General features: G+C 69.8%; 15 protein-coding genes. 6 read left to right on the top strand and 9 right to left on the bottom strand.

Features of this window, described 5'->3' with window-relative positions; all coding sequences use genetic code 11:
• The first annotated feature begins 36 nt into the window (after positions 1-36).
• Together mca and OG758_RS21030 are read left to right on the top strand one after the other, a co-directional pair.
• A complete protein-coding gene (gene mca, locus OG758_RS21035; protein WP_266569213.1) occupies positions 37-897 on the top strand; it encodes a mycothiol conjugate amidase Mca in 861 nt (286 codons plus the stop codon).
• Entirely contained in the window at positions 890-1,144 is a 255-nt protein-coding gene (locus tag OG758_RS21030; protein WP_116510558.1) for a hypothetical protein, read from the top strand. The genes mca and OG758_RS21030 overlap by 8 nt, the downstream gene beginning before the upstream one ends.
• Positions 1,145-1,246: 102 nt before the next feature.
• Here the strand turns inward: OG758_RS21030 and OG758_RS21025 are convergent, their stop codons facing one another.
• Positions 1,247-4,450 carry a tetratricopeptide repeat protein gene (locus OG758_RS21025; protein WP_326711426.1) on the bottom strand — a complete coding sequence of 1,068 codons (3,204 nt, stop codon included), beginning with the start codon at positions 4,448-4,450 and terminating at the stop codon, positions 1,247-1,249.
• 119 nt (positions 4,451-4,569) lie between these two features.
• Between OG758_RS21025 and OG758_RS21020 the strand changes: the two genes are divergently transcribed.
• Positions 4,570-6,588, top strand: coding sequence for a thioredoxin domain-containing protein (locus OG758_RS21020; protein WP_326711425.1), 2,019 nt, complete (start codon positions 4,570-4,572; stop codon positions 6,586-6,588).
• A gap of 33 nt (positions 6,589-6,621) precedes the next feature.
• On the opposite strand, the gene OG758_RS21015 is transcribed toward OG758_RS21020, so the two are convergent.
• From OG758_RS21015 to trhA, 3 genes are all read right to left on the bottom strand, one after another.
• The gene (locus OG758_RS21015; protein ID WP_372564681.1) at positions 6,622-7,248 is read right to left on the bottom strand and encodes a TetR/AcrR family transcriptional regulator; all 627 of its coding nucleotides are present in this window, start codon (positions 7,246-7,248) and stop codon (positions 6,622-6,624) included.
• The gene (locus OG758_RS21010) at positions 7,245-8,801 is read right to left on the bottom strand and encodes a DHA2 family efflux MFS transporter permease subunit (RefSeq protein ID WP_326711423.1); all 1,557 of its coding nucleotides are present in this window, start codon (positions 8,799-8,801) and stop codon (positions 7,245-7,247) included. Before OG758_RS21010 ends, OG758_RS21015 begins: the two co-directional genes overlap by 4 nt.
• 162 nt (positions 8,802-8,963) lie before the next feature.
• Positions 8,964-9,653 (bottom strand): PAQR family membrane homeostasis protein TrhA, encoded by a 690-nt coding sequence (gene trhA, locus OG758_RS21005; protein WP_326711422.1) that lies wholly within the window; start codon positions 9,651-9,653, stop codon positions 8,964-8,966.
• A 231-nt stretch (positions 9,654-9,884) separates the two neighbouring features.
• Here trhA and OG758_RS21000 point away from each other — a divergent pair, with 231 nt between their 5' ends.
• Entirely contained in the window at positions 9,885-11,726 is a 1,842-nt protein-coding gene (locus OG758_RS21000; RefSeq protein WP_326711421.1) for a phosphoenolpyruvate carboxykinase (GTP), read from the top strand.
• 153 nt (positions 11,727-11,879) lie between these two features.
• On the opposite strand, the gene OG758_RS20995 is transcribed toward OG758_RS21000, so the two are convergent.
• Both OG758_RS20995 and OG758_RS20990 read right to left on the bottom strand, forming a co-directional pair.
• A protein-coding gene (locus OG758_RS20995; protein ID WP_326709334.1) for an IS3 family transposase occupies positions 11,880-13,060 on the bottom strand; the annotation gives its coding sequence in 2 pieces (ribosomal slippage) (positions 11,880-12,793 and positions 12,793-13,060; 1,182 coding nt in all).
• 153 nt (positions 13,061-13,213) lie between these two features.
• Complete coding sequence (locus tag OG758_RS20990) at positions 13,214-14,581, bottom strand: hypothetical protein (protein WP_326711420.1); 1,368 nt, start codon at positions 14,579-14,581, stop codon at positions 13,214-13,216.
• 388 nt (positions 14,582-14,969) lie between these two features.
• Here OG758_RS20990 and OG758_RS20985 point away from each other — a divergent pair, with 388 nt between their 5' ends.
• Both OG758_RS20985 and OG758_RS20980 read left to right on the top strand, forming a co-directional pair.
• Positions 14,970-16,370 carry a glycosyltransferase family 39 protein gene (locus tag OG758_RS20985; RefSeq protein WP_326711419.1) on the top strand — a complete coding sequence of 467 codons (1,401 nt, stop codon included), beginning with the start codon at positions 14,970-14,972 and terminating at the stop codon, positions 16,368-16,370.
• A 167-nt stretch (positions 16,371-16,537) separates the two neighbouring features.
• The gene (locus tag OG758_RS20980) at positions 16,538-17,632 is read left to right on the top strand and encodes a glycosyltransferase (RefSeq protein WP_326711418.1); all 1,095 of its coding nucleotides are present in this window, start codon (positions 16,538-16,540) and stop codon (positions 17,630-17,632) included.
• Positions 17,633-17,718: 86 nt separating this feature from the next.
• Here OG758_RS20980 and OG758_RS20975 read toward each other — a convergent pair whose 3' ends face one another.
• The 3 genes from OG758_RS20975 to OG758_RS20965 form a co-directional block, all read right to left on the bottom strand.
• Positions 17,719-18,138, bottom strand: coding sequence for an SCO4983 family protein (locus tag OG758_RS20975; protein ID WP_326711417.1), 420 nt, complete (start codon positions 18,136-18,138; stop codon positions 17,719-17,721).
• A gap of 96 nt (positions 18,139-18,234) precedes the next feature.
• A complete protein-coding gene (locus OG758_RS20970) occupies positions 18,235-19,446 on the bottom strand; it encodes a pyridoxal phosphate-dependent aminotransferase (protein WP_326711416.1) in 1,212 nt (403 codons plus the stop codon).
• 134 nt (positions 19,447-19,580) lie between these two features.
• Positions 19,581-21,179 (bottom strand): N-acyl-D-amino-acid deacylase family protein, encoded by a 1,599-nt coding sequence (locus tag OG758_RS20965; RefSeq protein ID WP_326711415.1) that lies wholly within the window; start codon positions 21,177-21,179, stop codon positions 19,581-19,583.
• Positions 21,180-21,203: the final 24 nt, after the last annotated feature.

The following is a 21,203-nucleotide window of genomic DNA, read 5'->3' as shown; positions in this document are numbered from 1 at the left end:
ACTGAGGATCTTGTCTTGACTGAGCAGCTGCGACTGATGGCCGTTCACGCCCACCCCGACGACGAGTCGTCGAAGGGCGCGGCCACCATGGCCAAGTACGTGTCCGAGGGGGTGGACGTGCACGTCGTGACCTGCACGGGCGGGGAGCGCGGCTCCATCCTCAATCCGAAGCTCCAGGGCGACAAGTACATCGAGGAGCACATCCACGAGGTACGCAAGAAGGAGATGGACGAGGCGCGCGAGATCCTCGGCGTCAAGCAGGAGTGGCTGGGCTTCGTCGACTCGGGCCTGCCCGAGGGCGACCCGCTGCCGCCGCTGCCCGAGGGCTGCTTCGCGCTCGAGGACGTCGACAAGGCGGCGGGGGAGCTGGTCAGGCAGATCCGTTCGTTCCGTCCGCAGGTCGTCACGACGTACGACGAGAACGGCGGCTACCCGCACCCCGACCACATCATGACCCACAAGATCTCGATGGTGGCCTTCGAGGGCGCGGCGGACACCGAGAAGTACCCGGAGTCCGAGTTCGGCCCGGCCTACCAGCCGCAGAAGCTCTACTACAACCAGGGCTTCAACCGGCCGCGCACCGAGGCGCTGCACCAGGCGATGCTGGACCGCGGCCTGGAGTCGCCGTACGCGGAGTGGCTCAAGCGCTGGGACGAGTTCGAGCGGGTCGAGCGGACGCTGACCACGCACATCCCGTGCGCCGAGTTCTATGAGATCCGCGACAAGGCGCTGATCGCGCACGCCACGCAGATCGACCCCGACGGCGGCTGGTTCCGCGTCCCGATGGACGTCCAGAAGGCGGTCTGGCCGACCGAGGAGTACGAGCTCGCGAAGTCTCTCGTCGATACCTCCCTCCCCGAGGACGACCTCTTTGCGGGCATCCGCGACAATGCCTGACATGAGCGCAAGCGCAAGCCTGGCAATGACGCATCTCGTCCCCCTCGCCAAGGAGGTCGACGAGAACAAGGTGACCCCGGGCGTCCTCGGTTTCATCGTCTTCGCGGTGATGGCCGTCGCCGTCTGGGGCCTGATGAAGTCGATGAACCGCCACATGGGCAAGGTCGACTTCAAGGAGAAGTCGGACGCCGCCGCGGACCCCGCGACCGGCTCCGGCGCCTCCCCGGCCTCGCCCGCCAAGGGCTGACGCCCGGCTGGACGGAACGCGCTCGGCACGGCGATGAGCCGCGCCGAGCGCCTTCGTGCTGTGCCCCGGCGCTCAGGCCGGGCGCCCCTCACGCCCACGCCCTCAGCGCCCCGCACTCACCTCCACGCCCATCACGTCCCGGGCGTGCCGCTTCGGGACCATGCCGAGGCGCCAGGCCTGCCAGCCCGCCTCGAGGTCCGCGCCGCGCTCCAGGAGGAGCTGGTAGGCCTCCACGTAGTCGTCGAGCTTGCCGTCCCGGCCGGCGTGGGTCGTGCGGGCGAGCTGGGACAGCTCCTCCTGTGCCACGGCCGTGCCGATCTCCGAGCCGCCCGGTGACGCGTACGGCAGCAGGGTGCAGCGCAGGAAGTCCGCCCAGTCCTCACCGCGGCGGTCGCCGTACGACGCGAACAGCGCCGCCGCCTCCTCGCACAGGGTCAGGGCCTGGGCCGCGCGCCCGTTGCCCGCGTCCACCACCGCCAGTTCCAGGCAGGTCCACCCCTCGCCGTGCGCGACGCCGATGCGCTGGAAGTCGGCGCGGGCGTCGACCAGGAGCTGACGGGCGAAGCCGGAGTTCCGCAACGAGCCCGTCTGCGCGGCGCGCTGGTCACGCGTGACGCGGGCCGAGTGATGGCGGGCGCAGGCGAGCCCGTACACGTCGCGCATCCGCGAGAACATCGTGCGGGAGCGCTCCAGCTCGCGTACCGCCTGGTCGAGGTCGCCACTCTCCTCCAGGGCCTGGCCCAGGTAGTAGAGCGTCCAGGCCTCGCCGCGCGCGTCCTCGTTGTCGCGGTGGCGCGAGGTGGCCTGGCGCAGTCCGTCCGCGGCCGCCGACGCGTCGCCGTCCACCAGGCGCGCCCGCGCCAGCTGGGTGAGCGCCCATGCCTCGCCCCGGCTGTCGCGCGTACGGCTGTACAGGTCGAGGGCGGTGCGCAGCTCGCGCTCCGCGTCCGGCACGTCGCCCATCCGCAGGCACAGCTGCCCCAGCTGGAAGTGCGCCCACGCCTCGCCGTGCACGGACTCGTTCTCGCGGTGCAGGGCCAGCGCCGCGGTCAGCAGGTCGAGCGCCTCCTTCACATGGGCCCGGTCGCGTTCCACCGCGGCGAGCGCGTGCAGCGTCCAGCCCCGGTCGCCCGATGTCTCCTCCGTGACCTGCAGGTCGAGGGCCTCGCGGAGCTTCGCCGCCGCCTCTTTGAGCTGGCCCTGGTGGTGCAGTGTGATGCCCAGCGAGCACAGGGCGCGCGCCGCGCCCGCGTCGTGGTGCGCCTCGAAGTACAGGTCCACCACGGACGCCAGCGTCGTACGCGCCTTGTCGAGCTCGCCGAGCTGGCGCGCGGCGATACCCGTGCGCCACTGGACCGAGCGCACGAGAAGCCCCTGGTCGACGGCCTGGGTGAGCTCGCTGATCTCGCCGAGGCGGTAGAGGTCGCCGCGCAGCAGGCAGTAGTCGCACAGGGCGCCGAGCAGGTTGAGCACGGCCGCATGGTCGACGCCCTCCGCGCCCCGCAGCGTCGCCGTGATGAAGCTGGACTCGTCGTCGAGCCAGCGCAGCGCGGCGTCCAGCGAGGTGAAGCCGTGCGGGCCGATCTGGCCGGCGCGCGTCGACATCTTGCCGTCGACGAGCCGGATCACCGAGTCCGCGAGCTCCGCGTAGTTCTGGATGAGGCGCTCCTGTGCGGCCGTCCGCTCGGCCGGTTCCTCCTCGTCGAGGAGGCGGGCCTGCGCGAAGGAGCGGACGAGGTCGTGCAGCCGGTACCGGCTGCCCCGCACGTGGTCGATCAGCCCCGCCCGTGACAGCGCCGTCAGATGGCGGGTGGCCTCCGACTCGTCCGTCGAGAGGAGCGCGGCCGCCGCGGCCGCGCCGAGCGAGGCCCGCCCGGCGAGCGCGAGCCGGCGCAGCAGCCGCCTGGCCGCCTCGGACTGGTCGGTGTAGCGCAGCCACAGCACCCGCTCGACCGGCTCCACGGGCCCGTACGCACCCAGGTCGGACGCCAGTGCGCGGGTCGTGCGCGGCCCGATCGCGGAGCCCGCGATGCGCAGCGCCAGCGGCAGACCTCCGCACAACTCCCGTATCGTGTCGGACGATTCGGAGTCGTAGGGGCCCGACGCGTCCTCCGCGGACTCGCGCAGGAGTTCCTCCGAGCCCGCCGCGTCCAGCGCGTCCACCGGCACCTGGTGCACCCACGCCGGGACGTCCGCGGGCAGGTCGAGCGGCTTGCGCGCCGTCACCAGCACGAGGCTGTCGGACCGCTCGGGGATCAGTGTGCGCACCTGCTCCGCGTCGCCCGCGTCGTCCAGCACGATCGTGACCGGAAGCCCCGTCAGATGCTGGTGGTACAGCTCGCTCAGGCGGCGCACCTGCTGCTCTTGCGAGGAACGCTCCCGGAAGAGCAGCTGTTCGCGCGGCGCGCCGAGCCGGTTCAGCAGATGGAGCAGCGCGTCCCGGGTCGACAGCGGGGCCTCGGGCGCGTCGCCCCGCAGGTCCACCACGCACGCGCCGCGGAACTGGTCGCGCAGCTCGTGCGCCGCCCGCACCGCGAGCGTCGTACGGCCCGAGCCCGGCGCGCCGTGCAGCACGACGACGGTGGGCCGGGTCTCGGTGCTCGCGCGCGCCGCGTGCACCCACTGCGCGATCCGCTGCATCTGCGTCCTGCGGCCCGCGAACGATCCCTCCGGCTCGGGGAGTTGGGCGAAGGACTGCTCCAGGACATTGCGCCGCCTGGCCGCCGCGCTCTTGTCGGTACGGCGCAGCTGCGGTGTCGGCTTCTTCGCGCCGGTCCCCGCGGTGGCGGCGAGGACGCGCTGCTGGTCGAGGAACGGCCGGATCCCCCGCACGTCGAGCGCTGTCAGCCACTGCAGTCTCAGCTGTTCGGGCCCGCCGGGCTGGCTCCTCGCCCCGGCGCGGCGGCTCGCGGCGGGCACATGGGAGGCCGTCACCTTCGCGACGGTCGTGGCGGCGCCCAGCACGGCGACGGCCGCGCCCGCGCCGACCGCGGTCCCCGCGCCCGTACCGAGCAGCAGGTCGGCCAGGCACGCACCGACCGCGGCAACGGCCGTGACCAGTAAAGGAGTCGACCCGCGCTCCTCCGTGAAGCGCTGCCCGAACGACATCTGCCCGGCCTCGGCCTCGTCCAGGGCGTGCGTGAACTGCGCGTACTCCTCGGCGGCGGTCTCCGCCATATCGTCGAGCGCACCGCGCGCACGCGACAGCAGCACCCCGCCGTCCGTGCGCCCACCCGAACGCCGTACTTCCTCCTCCACGGCCCGGGCCAACAGCCCCTCGGCTTCCGCCCGATGGCTGTCTCGCATCTCAGGTCCCCCTCCGGCAGCAACGGTTCCGCGTCAAGTGTGCTGCGTATGGGGTCACGGCGCGAGAGGCCGGGGATCAAAGGGCCGATCGGCGACCGGCGTGCGCAAGGATGGGACGCATGCCGAACCGACTCGCCCATGAGACGTCCCCCTACCTGCTCCAGCACGCCGACAACCCCGTCGACTGGTGGCCGTGGTCGGCCGACGCCTTCGAGGAGGCGCGGCGGCGCGGGGTCCCGGTGCTGCTCAGCGTCGGGTACTCCAGCTGCCACTGGTGCCACGTCATGGCGCACGAGTCCTTCGAGGACGAGGCGACCGCCGCCCTCATGAACGACCGCTTCGTCAGCATCAAGGTCGACCGCGAGGAGCGCCCCGACGTCGACGCCGTCTACATGGAGGCCGTGCAGGCCGCCACCGGTCAGGGCGGCTGGCCCATGACCGTGTTCCTCACGCCCGAGGCCGAGCCGTTCTACTTCGGCACCTACTTCCCGCCCGAGCCCCGGCACGGAATGGCGTCCTTCCCGCAGATCCTGGAGGGCGTGGCGCAGGCGTGGGCGGAGCGCAAGGACGAGGTCGCCGAGGTCGCCGCGAAGATCGTGGGCGATCTGGCCGGACGCGAGCTGCCGTACGGGGACACGGAGATCCCCGGCGAGGGCGAGCTCGCGCAGGCGCTGCTCGGCCTGACCCGCGAGTACGACGCGACGAACGGCGGGTTCGGCGGCGCACCCAAGTTCCCGCCGTCGATGGTGATCGAGTTCCTGCTGCGTCACTACGCCCGCACCGGCGCCGAGGGCGCGCTCCAGATGGCCGACGACACCTGCGAGCGGATGGCGCGCGGCGGGATCTACGACCAGCTCGGCGGCGGCTTCGCCCGCTACTCCGTCGACCGCGAGTGGGTCGTGCCCCACTTCGAGAAGATGCTCTACGACAACGCGCTGCTGTGCCGCGCGTACGCGCATCTGTGGCGGGCCACCGGTTCGGAGACGGCCAGGCGGGTCGCACTGGAGACCGCGGACTTCATGGTGCGGGAACTGCGGACGAACGAGGGCGGGTTCGCGTCCGCGCTGGACGCGGACAGCGAGGACGCCGAGGGCCGTCATGTCGAGGGCGCGTTCTACGTGTGGACGCCCGAGCAGCTGCGTGAGGTGCTCGGTGAGGCGGACGCCGAACTGGCCGCCCAGTACTTCGGCGTGACGCAGCAGGGCACCTTCGAGGAGGGCGCGTCGGTACTCCAACTCCCGCAGCAGGACGTCGAGGTCGACGCCGCGCGGATCGAGGACGTGCGGCGCAGGCTGTTCGCGGCGCGTGCCGAGCGGCCGGCACCCGGACGGGACGACAAGATCGTCGCCGCGTGGAACGGCCTGGCGATCGCCGCGCTCGCGGAGACCGGCGCGTACTTCGACCGGCCTGACCTGGTGCAGGCCGCACTCGCCGCCGCCGATCTGCTCGTACGGCTCCACATGGACGCGCGGGCGCGCATCGCCCGTACCAGCAAGGACGGCCGCGCCGGCGCGAACGCCGGGGTCCTGGAGGACTACGCGGATGTCGCCGAGGGCTTCCTCGCGCTGGCGTCCGTGACCGGGGAGGGGGTCTGGCTTGAGTTCGCCGGGTTCCTCCTCGACCACGTCCTCGACCAGTTCACCGACGCGGAGTCCGGCGCTCTGTACGACACGGCGGCCGACGCGGAGCAGCTGATCCGCAGGCCGCAGGACCCGACCGACAACGCCACGCCCTCGGGCTGGAGCGCGGCGGCCGGCGCGCTGCTCTCGTACGCGTCGCAGACCGGTTCGGAGCCCCATCGCACCGCCGCCGAACGGGCGTTGGGCGTCGTGCGGGCGCTCGGCCCGCGCGCTCCGCGCTTCATCGGGCACGGGCTCGCCGTCGCGGAGGCGCTGCTCGACGGGCCGAAGGAGGTCGCCGTCGTCGGCGAGATCGGCGGTGAACTCCACCGCGCGGCGCTGCTCGGCACGGCGCCCGGCGCGGTCGTCGCGGCGGGCCAACCGGGTTCCGGTGAACTGCCGTTGCTGGCGGACCGGCCGCTCGTCGACGGCCGCCCGGCCGCGTACGTGTGCCGCAACTTCACCTGCGACGCCCCCGTCACCGAAGCCCAGCAGCTCGCGGTGAAGCTGCAGGACTGAAGCGAGCCGGACGCCGTCGGACCGTGCCGGGCGCTAGAGACCGTTCCTGAACGTCTCCAGCGTGCGGTCCATCAGGTCGCGCAGCTCTTCCCGGTGGCCGTGCTCGGCCCAGTACAGGGTGGTCTCCATGAGCGCGCCGACCAGTGCCATCGCGTAGACGCGGACCTCGAGGCCGTCGGCGTCGCGGCCGGTGCGCTCGCCGATCACCCGGCACAGCAGCTGCCCCGTGACGGACATGGACTCCATCATCCGGGAGCGCACCGCGGGCACCTCGACTTGGAGCCTGGTCCGCAGCCGTGACACCTCGGGATCGTCGTCGAACCCGAGGTGCACGGCCTGCGCGATCACGTGCTTCAGCGAGTCGATGATCGACTCGTCCGAGGGCCGCGCCCGCAGCTCGGCCTCCAGGACCGCGTCGTACTCGTCCGTGAGGACGATGTCCTCCTTGGTCGGGAAGTACCGGAACACCGTGGACGGCGACACCTCCGCGGCCTCGGCGATCTGCTCGACCGTCGTCGCGTCGTACCCCTGCTCGGTGATCAGGCGGTACGTCGCGTCCCTGATCGCGACCCGGGTCTTGAGCTTCTTGCGTTCACGTAGGCCCATCCCGGGGCGGTCGGCGGCGGGGGTGGAGCGTGCGGAGGCGGCCATGGGGCTCATTCTCGGGCATCACCGGGGGCCGGGGCCACGCCGGCGGACGGCGCGGTACGGGGGAGCAGGGCGGCCGCGAGCAGGGCGGTGACCAGCGACGCGACACCCACGACGAGCAGCACCACGTTCATCCCGTGGAGGTACGCGGTGTTCGCCGACGAGGCGAGGGCGTGGTCCCCGAGCTTCGTGGCCACCGCGTGGGCGGCCAGCACGGAGTCCTGGGCGGTGTCCGCCGCGGGACCGGGCAGGCCGGCGGTGTCGAGGCGGCTGCCGTAGGCCCCGGCGAGGAGCGCGCCGAGCAGGGCGATGCCGAGCGCCCCGCCCACCTGCCGCACCGTCATCAGGAGGCCGGAGCCGCTGCCCGCCCGGTCCGCGGGCAGTGCCGACAGCGCGGCGCCCATCGCGGGGACGAGCGCGAAGGAGAAGCCGGCCCCGGCGATGCCCAGCCACAGCGCGGTGAACCCGTACCCGGAGTCGGCCGTGGTGCGGCTGCCGAGGAGCGCGGCGAAGGCCAGGACCGTGAGCGCCGCGCTGATCACTGTGGGCGGCCCGAACCGGGTGACCAGGGGCTGCGCGCACTTCGCGGCCGCCAGCATCCCGGCCATCATCGGCAGCAGCCGTACGCCGGTGCCGAGCGCGTCGTTGCCTAGGACGGCCTGGAGGTACTGCGGCAGCACGAACATCAGACCTGACAGGACGAACATGCCGAGGGTGGCCGCGAGCGTGTTGAGCAGGAAGCCGCGGCGGGCCAGCAGGGTGAGGTCGAGGAGCGGCCGCTCGCTGCGCCGCTCGCGCAGGACGAGGGCCGTGACCAGGGCGACGGAGGCCGCGAACAGGACCAGCACCACCGGGTCGGTCCAGCCGCGGTGCGGCGCCTCGATGATCGCGTAGACCAGGGCGCCGAGGCCGGCCGCGGTGAGCGCGGTGGAGACGACGTCGACCCGCGGTGAGGCGGGGTCGCGGGTCTCCGGCAGCAGAAACAGGCAGGCCGTGATGCCGATGGCGACCATCGGGACGTTGACCAGGAAGACCGAGCCCCACCAGAAGTGGTCGAGGAGCCAGCCGCCGAGGATCGGGCCGAGCGGCATGCCGACCGCCGAGGCCGCGGAGATGATGCCGACGGCCTTGGTGCGCTCGTCGGGGGCGAAGAGCGAGGGCAGCACGGACAGGGCGAGGGGCATGACGAGCGCCGCGCCGACACCCATCAGCGCGCGGGCGCCGATCACCCGGGCGACGTCGCTCGCGAGAGCTCCCACGAGCGAGCCCGCGAGGAAGACGGTGAGTCCGGCGATGAGCATCCGGCGCCGCCCGAACCGGTCGCCGAGCAGCCCGGCCGGAAGCATCAAGGCAGCGAAGACGACGACGTACGAGTCCGCCATCCACTGCTGCTGACCGGTGTCCGCGCCGAGGTCGGCGGCCATGGTCGGCAGCGCCACGTTGAGGATCGTCATGTCGAAGCCGAGCACGAGCATGCTCGCGACCAGGGCGCCGAGCGCCCACCAGCGGCGCGGGTCGCGCTGCACGCTGTCCCGCGGTGAGTCCTGCTTGGTGACAGTAGCCATGAAATGAGAGTAACTCTCAAAAGATGGCTACTGTCAATCTATGGATCCGGACACAAGGGCCACGGATCCGCGCGCAAGATCCGGCGCACAAAAGGCGCAAGGGTCGGGGCACAAAAAATGGCCGCGGCTCGGAAGCCGCGGCCAGAAGGGTGAAGGGCGAGGTCAGGCGTGCTGGTACGCCACCAGTGAGATGCCGACGTAGTGCACGACGAACGCCGCGAGCGTGAGCGAGTGGAAGACCTCGTGGAAGCCGAACCAGCGCGGTGAGGGGTTCGGGCGCTTGATCCCGTAGATCACGCCGCCCGCGCTGTAGAGCAGCCCGCCGACGATCACGCAGACGAGCACGGCCGTGCCGCCCGTGTGCAGGAAGTCCGGCAGGAAGAAGACGGCCGCCCAGCCCATCGCGATGTAGCAGGGCGTGTAGAGCCAGCGCGGGGCGCCGACCCAGAAGACGCGGAAGATGATGCCCGCGGCGGCCGCCGCCCAGATGCCCCACAGCAGCCACTGGCCCTTGGCCTCGGGGAGCAGCAGCATCGTGAGCGGGGTGTAGGTGCCCGCGATGATCAGGAAGATGTTCGCGTGGTCGAGCCGGCGCAGTACGCCGTCGGCGCGCGGGCCCCAGTTGCCCCGGTGGTAGAGCGCGCTCACACCGAAGAGCAGGCAGGCCGTCAGCACGTAGATCCCGCAGGCGATCCGGCCGCGGGTGGAGTCCGCGAGGGCGGTCAGCACCAGGCCGGAGATGACGACCGCGGGGAACATTCCCGCGTGCAGCCAGCCGCGCAGCCGTGGTTTCACCGGAACGGACTCTGTCGCGGTCACTTCGGATGGCGTGGCGGCAGTCATAAGCCGCATCGTACCTACGGGGCCGTAAGTAACGAACGCGAGTGACGATCAGTGACGCAAACGAGTGGCGATCCTCACGTCGCTCAGGTGTGGGGCCCTCTGGACATATGCGCGCCCGCGTCGGATGATCATATGAGTGCGGTCGGCACCGGATGAGCGCCAGAGGGATCAACACGTGAAGCATCCGGGTCGCAGCCCCCAAGGGGCAACAACACAAAAACCCCTCATTTAGGAGCAATCGTGGCGCGCGACATCGCGGCTCCCGTTTCCTTGGGCACTGTCCCCACCAAGCACCAGGAACTGATCTCGTGGGTCAACGAGATCGCCGAACTGACGCAGCCGGCCCGTGTGGTCTGGTGCGACGGGTCCGAGGCCGAGTACGAGCGCCTCGCCGAGGAACTGGTCGACAAGGGAACGTTCAAGAAGCTCGACCCGATCAAGCGCCCGAACTCGTACTACGCCGCCTCCGACCCGACCGACGTCGCACGCGTCGAGGACCGGACGTTCATCTGCTCCGAGGAGGAGCAGGACGCCGGCCCCACCAACCACTGGAAAGCCCCCGCGGAGATGCGCGAGATCTTCCAGGGCAACGAGGGCAGCGGCGGCGTCTTCCGCGGCTCGATGAAGGGCCGGACGATGTACGTCGTCCCGTTCTGCATGGGCCCGCTCGGCTCGGAGCTCTCCGCCATCGGCGTCGAGATCACCGACTCCGCGTACGTCGCCGTCTCCATGCGCACCATGACGCGCATGGGCCAGCCCGTCCTGGACGAGCTGGCCACCGACGGCTTCTTCGTGAAGGCCGTCCACACCCTGGGCGCGCCGCTGGAGGAGGGCCAGCAGGACGTGCCGTGGCCCTGCAACTCCACGAAGTACATCTCGCACTTCCCGGAGTCCCGCGAGATCTGGTCCTACGGCTCCGGCTACGGCGGCAACGCCCTGCTCGGCAAGAAGTGCTACGCCCTGCGCATCGCGTCCGTCATGGCGCGCGACGAGGGCTGGCTCGCCGAGCACATGCTCATCCTCAAGCTGACCCCGCCGCAGGGTGAGTCGAAGTACGTCGCCGCCGCCTTCCCGAGCGCCTGCGGCAAGACCAACCTCGCCATGCTGGAGCCCACGATCTCCGGCTGGACCGTCGAGACCATCGGCGACGACATCGCCTGGATGCGGTTCGGCGAGGACGGCCGCCTCTACGCGATCAACCCCGAGGCCGGCTTCTTCGGCGTCGCGCCCGGCACCGGCGAGCACACCAACGCCAACGCCATGAAGACGCTGTGGGGCAACTCCGTCTTCACGAACGTCGCGCTCACCGACGACAACGACATCTGGTGGGAGGGCATGACGGAGGAGACTCCCGCCCACCTCACCGACTGGAAGGGCAACGACTGGACCCCCGAGTCCGGCGTCCCGGCCGCCCACCCGAACGCGCGCTTCACCACCCCCGCCTCGCAGTGCCCGATCATCGCGCCCGAGTGGGAGGACCCGAAGGGCGTGCCGATCTCGGCGATCCTCTTTGGCGGCCGACGCGCCTCCGCCGTGCCGCTGGTGACCGAGTCCTTCGACTGGAACCACGGTGTGTTCCTCGGCGCGAACGTCGCCTCCGAGAAGACCGCCGCCGCCGAGGGCAAGGTCGGCGAGCTGCGCCGCGACCCCTTCGCGATGCTCCCGTTCTGCGGCTACAACATGGGCGACTACATGGCCCACTGGATCGACGTGGCCAAGGACAAGGACCAGTCCAAGCTGCCGAAGATCTACTACGTCAACTGGTTCCGCAAGAACGACGCGGGCAAGTTCGTGTGGCCCGGCTTCGGCGAGAACAGCCGTGTCCTGAAGTGGATCGTCGAGCGCCTGGAGGGCAAGGCCGAGGGCGTCGAGTCGCCGATCGGCATCCTGCCGACGCGTGACTCCCTCGACACGGACGGCCTCGAACTGGCCGACTCCGACCTCGACTTCCTGCTGACGGTCGACAAGGAGGTGTGGCGCGACGAGGCCTCCCTGGTCCCGGAGCACCTCAACACCTTCGGCGACCACACGCCGAAGGAGCTGTGGGACGAGTACCGCGCGCTGGTCGCCCGGCTCGGCTGACACGCTCCGTAGAACAACGCGGCGGGCCCGACCGACTTCCGCCCTGACCTGTGACGTCATCACAGGCCCGTCACGCCCCGGCCCCCGAAGCCAAACTCACCGGCTTCGGGGGCCGAAGCCTGGGGCCTTCCCCGTGATCGTGGACACCGGTTGTCATGCGGCGGTGGCCAGCGTAGTTGATCGCTGCTCGTAGGTGATCGGGCTGATCTGGCCGAGGCGGGAGTGCCGTCGGCGGGTGTTGTAGCGGGTCGCCCAGCGGAAGACCGCGAGGCGGGCCTCACGCGCCCCGTTCCACCGCTTCCGCCCCTGTAGCGTCTCGCGCTTCATGGTCGCGTTCAGACTCTCCGCGGCGGCGTTGTCCGCACTCGTGCCGACCGCGCCGCGCGATCTGGTCACGCCCAGCTCCGAGCAGACCTGGGCGAACTCCTTCGACACATATTGCGCCCCGTTGTCGCTGTGAAATATCGCCCCGCGCAGACCGTCCCCGCCGCGGGCCCTCGCTGCGGCCCTGAGCGCGTCGGTGACCAGCGAGGTCCGCATGTGGTCGGCGATCGACCAGCCCGCCAGGCGTTTCGAGCACAGGTCCAACACCGTTGCCAGATAAAGAAATTGGCCGTTGCCGATCGGGAGATAGGTTATGTCGCCCACGTACTTGGTGTTCGGCACCTGGGCAGCAAAGTCCCGCTGGAGCAGGTCCGGCACCGGTGTCGCCGACGGCTCGGGAATGGTGGTGCGGACCTTCTTGCGCAGGTGCAGCCCGACGATGTGGAACTTGCGCATGACGCGCTCGACCCGCTTGTGATTGACCGGCCTGCCGGCATCCTTCAGCTCGGCGGTGACGCGCGGAACCCCATAGGTGCCGTCCGATTCCTGATGGATCCGGTTGATGTGCTCGGCGAGCTCGGCATCCGCCCTCGCCCGGCCGGCCCGCGCCGATGCGCCAGCCAGCCACCGGTAGAAGCCGGACCGCGAGACCGCGAGTATCCGGCACAGCCGCTTGACGCCGAAGGCGTCACGGTGATCCTCGACGAACTGGAAGCGGCTGCTCACCAGCTGGTCTCGGCCGCAAAATACTTCGCGGCCCTCCGCAGGATCTCCCGCTCGAGCTCGAGTTCCTTCACCCGCGCCCGCAGCTGCCGGTTCTCCTTCTCCATCGCGGTGGCCTCCACCGCCCCGGGCCGGGCGGCCTGCCCGGCATCCCGCACCCACGTGCGCAGCGTCTCGTGGTTAACGCCCAGGTCCTTGGCCACCGACGCGTATGTCCCACCCGGGCTCGAGTGGTACAGCGCGACGGCATCGGCCCGGAACTCAGGCGAGTACTTCGACGTCCCCAACGGGAACTCCTGTCCTATGGATCATCACGATCCAATGATCAGGGTGTCCACGCTCAAGGGGAAACGCCCCCTCTCCCGTTCCGGGAGCGGCCGTCTCACGCAAGTGTGTCGTGCCCGGATGGTCTGGGCACGGCACACTTCAGTGACTACCCGTCACTTGTGGCTCTTCTTGAATCCCTTCTCGGGTGACCAGTCGAGGCCGCGGCTGGTTGCCAGCTGCTTCAACGCGGCCATGTCGTTCGCGGTCAGCGGCTTGCTGCTCATAAGCGGCTTGATGGATCTGGCGGACAGGGTTCCGGCGGACAGGGTGCTGGCGGGCACCTGGTCAACGGCCGCTACCCATACATCGTCGGGGTCGCATTCGAGCACCGAAGGTTCGCCGTTGCTCACCGAGCAGATGCGTTCGAAGACCTTTCCGTCGGTGGTGACCACCTCGAACCTGACAGTGTTGCCGCGCTCTGCGACCGTGATGCCACAGGCGTTGGACGGGTAGTTGTCGGCGGTGAGGTCCACCCAGGTGTACGGCGGGGTCGCGTTGAAGTCCTGAATAGCCCCGAACGCGGTCCCGTCGGGGGTCAGCACGGCCTTCGATTCGCGTTCGTCGGCTTGCTGGTCGGAGTCGATGGAGATACACGGTCCCGGGTTGCCGGTGTTGCCGGTGTTGCCGGTGTTGCCGGTGTTGCCGGTGTTGCCGGTGTTGCCGGTGTTGCCGGTGTTGCCGGTGTTGCCGGTGTTGCCGGTGTTGCCGGTGTTGCCGGTGTTGCCGGTGTTGCCGGTGTTCCCGGTGTTGCCCGTGTTCCCGGTGTCGCCGGTGTTCCCGGTGTTGCCGGTGTTCCCGGTGTTGCCGGTGTTCCCGGTGTTCCCGGTGTTGCCCGTGTTCCCGGTGTTGCCCGTGTTCCCGGTGTTGCCCGTGTTCCCGGTGTTCCCGGTGTTGCCCGTGTTCCCGGTGTTGCCCGTGTTCCCGGTGTCGCCGGTGTTGCCCGTGTTCCCGGTGTTGCCCGTGTTCCCGGTGTTCCCGGTGTTGCCCGTGTTCCCGGTGTCGCCGGTGTTGCCCGTGTTCCCCGTGTTCCCCGTGTTGCCGGTGTTCCCCGTGTTGCCGGTGTGGCCGGTGTTGCCGGTGTTGCCGGTGTGGCCGGTGTTGCCGGTGTTCCCGGTGTGGCCGGTGTTGCCCGTGTTCCCGGTATTGCCGGTGTTACCGGTGTTGCCCGTCGGCCCGGTGTCTCCCTTGCACTTGTTCTTGTCCTTGTCCTTGTCCTTGTCCTTGTCGCCACGGACAACGGGATCGCCGTAGCGATTGTCCTTGCCCTTGTCGTTGTCCTTGCACTTGTCCTTGTCCTTGTCGCCGCCCTGCGCCCCTGCCGGGGCTACTCCGGCCGTCTGTGACGCCGCGGCAAGCCCCAGCGCGGGGCTGGTGAAGCCGAGCATCACGACGGCCAGCGATGCCACCGCACCGCCGGCGATCCATCTGCCGCGTCGGGGAAGCGGGCCCAGCTTGGATCGGGTCCCGTTTTCAGGACTCATTTAATTTACTCCTTGGGGAACCTGTGTGGTTTCTGCCGGAAGCCCCTTTGAGCCTCCCTCGGGATCTTTCGACAGTGAGCGCAATGCGGTTGAGCGGCGCGCAATGCGATCAATACAATGGCCCAGCATAAATGGCTGATAAGAGATCCATTGGTGTGCTGTGTCTACTCTGGTCGGTGAAAGAGTTGGATTATCGGTTTGAGGGGGCCGCGACTGAGGGCCGATCAGGCGAATGACGGCCTGCTTTGTCCGTGGCTGTCCCGGGCGGCAACGCGGCGGCTCTAAGACTGTTTCCGTGACAACCCTTACCCGTCCTGTTCAGAACGCAGAGACTCAGCCGGAGACCACGAGGCGGAAACGGCTCCTTGGGGCATCTGTCGGTCTATGGATGTGGCCGGCGCTGACCACGCTGGCGATCGCGTGCCTCCGGATCGACGGCCCTCAGCTGGGCACCGATGAGCTCGTCACCTCGGACGTGGGTCGTCGCAGCATGGGCCAGACTCTGGCGATGCTGCACAACGTCGACGCGGTGCATGCCACGTACTACGTTCTGATGCACGGGTGGATGGCCGTCTTCGGTGACTCGGAGACAGCCATGCGCATGCCCTCGGCGCTGGCCATGAGCGGAACAGCGGCTCTGGTGGCCTTGATCGGGCGCAGGCTCTTCGGCCCGCGTGCCGGGATGTGCGGCGGGTTGCTTTTCGCCCTGATCCCCGTCGTGAGCCGGTTCGCTCAGGAGGCGCGCAGTTACGCCCTGGTGGTCCTGGCCGTGACCTTGGCGACGTTCCTGCTGCTCCGCGCCCTCGATGCACCGAGGCGCTGGTGGCGTTGGGTGGGGTATGCCCTGTGTGTGGCGGTCGTCGGGCTGCTGCACCTGATCGCGCTGACCGTTCTGGCGGGGCACTTCGCCGCGGTCGTCCACCGAGCCCGCCGGGAGGGCGGCGTCCTGTGGCGCTTCTGCCTCGCGGCTCTGGCCGGTGCGGCCGGTGTGATCCCGGTGGTCGTGCTGGGCACGTCGCAGGCGTCCCGCCAGCTCTTCTGGGTTCCTGAGCCGGACCTGTGGGGCCTGGTCGACATCTGGCCCGAGGTATTCGCCTCCGGCCTGTGTGCCGGAGTGGTGATCACGCTGGCCGTCATGGCATGGAAGGAGCGCCGCGATGCCCTTCTGCTGTGCTTCACCGGGGCCGTGCTGCCTCCTTTCGTGCTGTGGGCGGCGTCCCACGGAGATGTCTCCTACTTCCGCTATCAGTACGCCCTGTTCACGGTGCCGGCCTGGACGGTGCTGGCGGGGGTCGGCCTTGCCCGGGTGGCGCGGTCCTGGCTGACGGTTGGCGTGGTTCTGGCCGTGGTCGGTCTGCTCGTGCTGCCCGACCAGCTCAGGATGAGAGGGGAATTCGAGCACGACGTCCCGCACAATGCGGACTACAAGGCGGCCGCGCGGACCATCGAAAAGTATTACCACTCCGGGGATGCGGCGGTCTATGTCAAGGGAGCTCCATGGATGCTCGACCAGGGAGTTCGCTACTATCTGCGACCCGGTCTGAATCTGCGGGAAGTATTCGTCGCCACACCGGCGGCCGCGAACAACGAACTGTTTCCGACTTATTGTCCGGTGCCGGTCACGTGCCTGAGAGGCGAGAGTCGAATCTGGGTGGTGGTACCGGGCAATGATCCGGACCCCTTGAGTGCGGTCCCCGCAGATCAGGCCATGGCGCTGCGTGCGCAGTACAACACCACCGGGACGGTCCCCCTCAGTGGTCTGACTGTGGCGCTGCTGGAGCGTAAGTGATGGAGCCCGATCCTGCTGGGCGTTACCGCGGGAACAGTGCCGCGTGCCTTCCCGCGTCAACTCGACGCGCCTGCCTGGCCGGTGGTGTGCAGTCAGTTGTCTTTCCTTTTCGCTGATTTACCTCACAGAGCTGGATGGAACCTGTGAAATCAACGATCTGCTTGAACATGATCGTCAAGAACGAGGCCCATGTCATCCGCCGCTGCCTCGAATCCGTGCGCCCTTTGATCGACACCTGGGTCATCCTGGACACGGGCTCGACCGACGGCACCCAGGACGTCATCCGTGACGTCTTCAGCGATCTGCCCGGCGCCCTGCACGAAAGACCCTGGAAGGGATACGACGGGAGCCGCAGCGAGGCGATCGACCTGGCACGCTCCGAAGCCGACTATCTGCTGTTCATCGACGCCGACGACCTGATGGAGGTGGAGTCCGGCTTTCGCATGCCGGAGCTGACTCACGACGCCTACCATGTCGCACTGCACAGCGGGACGCTCATCCACTGGCGTCAGGCCCTGGTCTCGACTCGGCTGCCCTGGCGCTACGTCGGCGTCCTGCACGAGTACATCGAGTGCGGAGCGTCGCACAGCCTCGGGACGTTCAAGGGCGCCAACATCCTCTCGGTGGGGGGCGGCGCACGCCTGAAGGAGGAAGGCCAGCGGAAGAAGTACCTGCGGGACGCCAAGATCCTTCAGAAAGGCCTGATCAAGGAACCCGACAACTCCCGCTACGTCTTCTACCTCGCCCAGAGCTGGCGCGATGCCGGAGAGCCGAAGAAGTCACTCGCCGCCTACGACCGCCGGGCACGCATGGGCGGCTACGCCGAGGAAGTCTTCTGTGCTCACCTCTACGGCGCACGGCTCGCGGCAGAGATCGGCCGGCCGCCGGCTCAGGTGATCGACCGCTACCTCCGCGCGTACGAAAGCCGTCCCTCGCGCGGCGGCGAAGCCCTCGGTGGACTCGCGCGCTATTGCCGCATGAACGGCGAGCGCTGGCCACTTGCGTACATGTACGCGCGGCAAGCGGCGCAGATTCCGTACCCGAAAGACACTTTGTTCGTCGAGTTCGAATGGTACGAGTGGCACTCACTCGACGAACTCGCCGTTGCCGCCTACTGGACCGGAGAATACGAGGAGTCGGCGCGCTGCAGCCAACGCCTCCTCGAGAGCGGCAAGGTGCCCCCCGATCACCTCGACCGGGTGACCCGCAACCTCGAATCGTCACGAGAGAAGCTGGGTTCGAGGGAGCTCGTGGACGCCTGACCCGATCCGGCGGCCGCCAGGTCGTCGGGTGCGGTACATGAATGGCACCCGGTCCGCGCGCCTCCCCGGCCCGCGGACCGGGGCCGTCAGAGGGCGCCGACCAGTCGAGCGGGTGCGGCGGGGGTGGTGGCGGCGGTGATCGCCGCCGTGTGCGCGTCCATCTGCTCGGCCGCGAGGATCGCGGCCGCCGTGTCGGCGCGGGACGCGGCCACCACCAGTGCGCGGCCCGCGAGGGCATGGGCGCGGCGGTGGAGCGCGAGTGCGGGTGCATCGGTTCGGCCGGTGTGCCGGGCGGGCGGCGTGCCGCGCAGTCGGGCGACCTGGTCGGCGATGCGGTCGCCCACCTCGCCCAGGCCGAGCTCGTCGGTGACCGCGAGCAGGGCGGCCAGGTGCCCCGCGAGCTGGATGTCGAGCTCCTCCTCGCGGGAGCGGTGGGGGAAGTCGCCGGAGCCGGCCATGGCGTGGAGGGGCCTGCGGGGGGAGGCGCTGCGGATCGGCTCGTACATGGGATGGCCTCCAGGCGGGTAGCTTGAAGACCATCCTAGCTTAGATTCAGTCTAAAGTTGAGTCTTGTCCCCGAAAGAGCCTCAGGCGGCCCGCCCTCAGGGCTGGCCGTAGCCGTCCAGGAAGCGCCCTATACGGGTCACGGCCTCGGTGAGCTGGCCGACCGTCGGCAGCGTGACCACCCGGAAGTGATCCGGCTCCGGCCAGTTGAACCCCGTACCGTGCACGACCATGATCTTCTCGGCGCGCAGCAGGTCGAGGACCATCTGCCGGTCGTCCTTGACCTTGAACACCTTCGGGTCGAGTCGCGGGAAGAGGTACAGCGCGCCCTTCGGCTTCACACACGTCACGCCCGGGATCTGCGTCAGCAGCTCGTACGCGACGTCCCGCTGTTCCTTCAGACGGCCGCCCGGCAGCACCAGGTCGGTGATCGTCTGGCGTCCGGTGAGCGCCGCGACGACGCCGTGCTGGCCCGGCATGTTCGCGCACAGTCGCATGTTCGCCAGGATCGTGAGGCCCTCGATGTACGAGTCGGCGTGCGCGCGCGGCCCGGAGATCGCCATCCAGCCCACGCGGTAACCGGCCACCCGGTACGCCTTCGACATGCCGTTGAAGGTGAGGGTCAGCAGGTCGGGGGCGATGGCGGCGGTCGGCGTGTGTGTCGCGCCGTCGTAGAGGATCTTGTCGTAGATCTCGTCCGAGCAGACCAGGAGGTTGTGGCGGCGGGCGATGTCGGTCAGGCCGCGCAACATGTCGTCGCTGTAGACGGCGCCCGTCGGGTTGTTCGGGTTGATGATCACGATCGCCTTGGTGCGGTCGGTGATCTTCCGCTCCACGTCGGCGAGATCGGGCATCCAGTCGGACTGCTCGTCGCAGCGGTAGTGCACGGCCGTGCCGCCGGAGAGGGAGACCGCGGCCGTCCACAGGGGGTAGTCCGGCGCCGGGACGAGGACCTCGTCACCGTCGTCGAGGAGCCCCTGCATCGCCATCACGATCAGCTCGGAGACGCCGTTGCCGATGAAGACGTTCTCGACGTCCGTCTCCACGCCCAGGGTCTGGTAGTGCATCATCACCGCGCGGCGGGCCGCGAGCAAGCCCTTCGCGTCCCCGTAGCCGTGCGCGTCGCCGAGGTTGCGGAGCATGTCCTCGAGGATCTCGGGCGGGCACTCGAAGCCGAACGCGGCCGGGTTGCCGGTGTTGAGCTTGAGGATGCGGTGGCCCGCTGCCTCCAGACGCATCGCCTCCTCGAGCACCGGGCCCCGGATCTCGTAACAGACATTGGCGAGCTTCGTCGACTGGATCACCTGCATATCCGTGAGCTTACGGCCGGGTATGGCAGGGCGCTTCGTGTTTTCGGACACGTGGGGCGGCGCGGGCGGCCGCTTCCGGGGCGTAGTCGCGGGTGGGCGCGGTGCCCCGCGCCCGGCCCGGCCGTCCGGGACGGTTACGCCGTCCTGCGGACCGACCGCCCCGCGAGCACATCCGTGCGGCGCCCGTCCTCCATCACGAACTTCCCGTCGATCAGGACGTGCGGGATGCCCACGGGGAGCGTGCGCGGCGCCTCGAACGTCGAGCCCGCCGCGACCGTCTCGGGGTCGAAGAGGACCAGGTCGGCGCGGTAGCCCTCGCGGACCAGGCCGCGGTCGGCCAGGCGCAGCCGGGCCGCGGGACGCGACGTGAGGTGGGCGACCGTCTCCTCCAGCGACATGATCCCGAGCTCGCGCGCGTAGCGGCCCAGGTAGTGCGGGAACGTGCCGTACGCGCGCGGGTGCGGCTTGAAGCCCTGGAGGATGCCGTCGCTGCCGCCCGTGTGCACCGGGTGCTGCATGATCGCCCGGACGTTCTCCTCGTGGCCGACGTGCTGGAGGATCGTCGAGCCCAGCCTGTCGTCGATGAGCAGACGGCGCGCGGTCACCCACGGCGCCTCGCCGCGCAGGTCGGCCGACTCCTGGACCGTCTTGCCGACGCAGGACGCGAGCCCCGGGCCGGACACACCGGAGATCTCGATCGCGTCCCACTCGATGGGCACACCGTGGCAGCCGTCCGCCCCGATGACCTCCATGTGGTGCCGGATCTTCTCGGCGGTCGCGTCGTCCTGCAGCCGCTTCATGATCTCGTCGGGGCCGCCCTCGCTCGCCCAGCTCGGCAGCATCGCGACGAGCGTCGTGCTGCCCGGCGTGTACGGGTAGGTGTCGAGCGAGATGTCGGCGCCGTCGGCGAGCGCCGCGTCGAGCAGGGAGATCAGGTCGGGCGCCTTGCCCTTGTTCACCCCGAAGTTCATGGTGGCGTGCGCGAGATGGAGCGGGCAGCCCGCCTCGCGGGTGAGTTCCACCATCTCCCGGTACGCGTCGAGCGCCCCGGCGCCGTACGAGCGGTGGTGCGGACAGTAGTAGCCGTCGTACGAGGCCACGACCCGGCACAGCTCGGTGAGTTCGGCGTCCTTCGCGTACATGCCCGGCGTGTAGGTGAGGCCGGACGACATGCCGACGGCGCCCTGCTCCATGCCCTCGGCGACGAGCTGCCGCATGCGGTCGAGCTCCTCGGGCGTCGCGTCGCGGTCGCCCCAGCCCACCGCGTACATCCGTACGGTGCCCTGTGGGATCAGGTACGCGGCATTGACCGCGATGCCGCGGTCCAGGCGGTCCAGGTACTCGCCGACCGTGCGCCAGTCGAAGTCGATGTCGCTGCCGTCACCGTTCCAGCCGGTGATCGCGCGGCGGACCTCGGCGAGCGTGCGGTCGTCGACCGGCGCGTACGAGAGGCCGTCCTGGCCGAGGACTTCGAGCGTGACGCCCTGCGCGGCCTTCGCGCTGTGGTCCGGGTCGCGCAGCAGCGCCAGGTCACTGTGGGCGTGCATGTCGATGAAGCCGGGGGACAGGGCGAGGCCTGACGCTTCCAGCGTTCTCCGGGCCGAGGGACGGGGGCCGCCGTCGCCCTCCCGGTGGATCGTGGTGACGCGGCCGTCCTGGACGCCGACGTCGGCCCGGTAGGAGGCGCCTCCGGTGCCGTCGATGACGCGCGCGTCGCGGATGACCAGGTCCATGGGGGTGCCTCTCTTGGGCGCGGG

The organism is Streptomyces sp. NBC_01474 (assembly GCF_035918215.1).
In the GTDB taxonomy this organism is placed as follows: Bacteria; Actinomycetota; Actinomycetes; order Streptomycetales; family Streptomycetaceae; genus Streptomyces; species Streptomyces aureus.
Note: the sequence above shows the minus strand (reverse complement) of the source record. Positions and strands in the feature narration are given on the sequence as shown.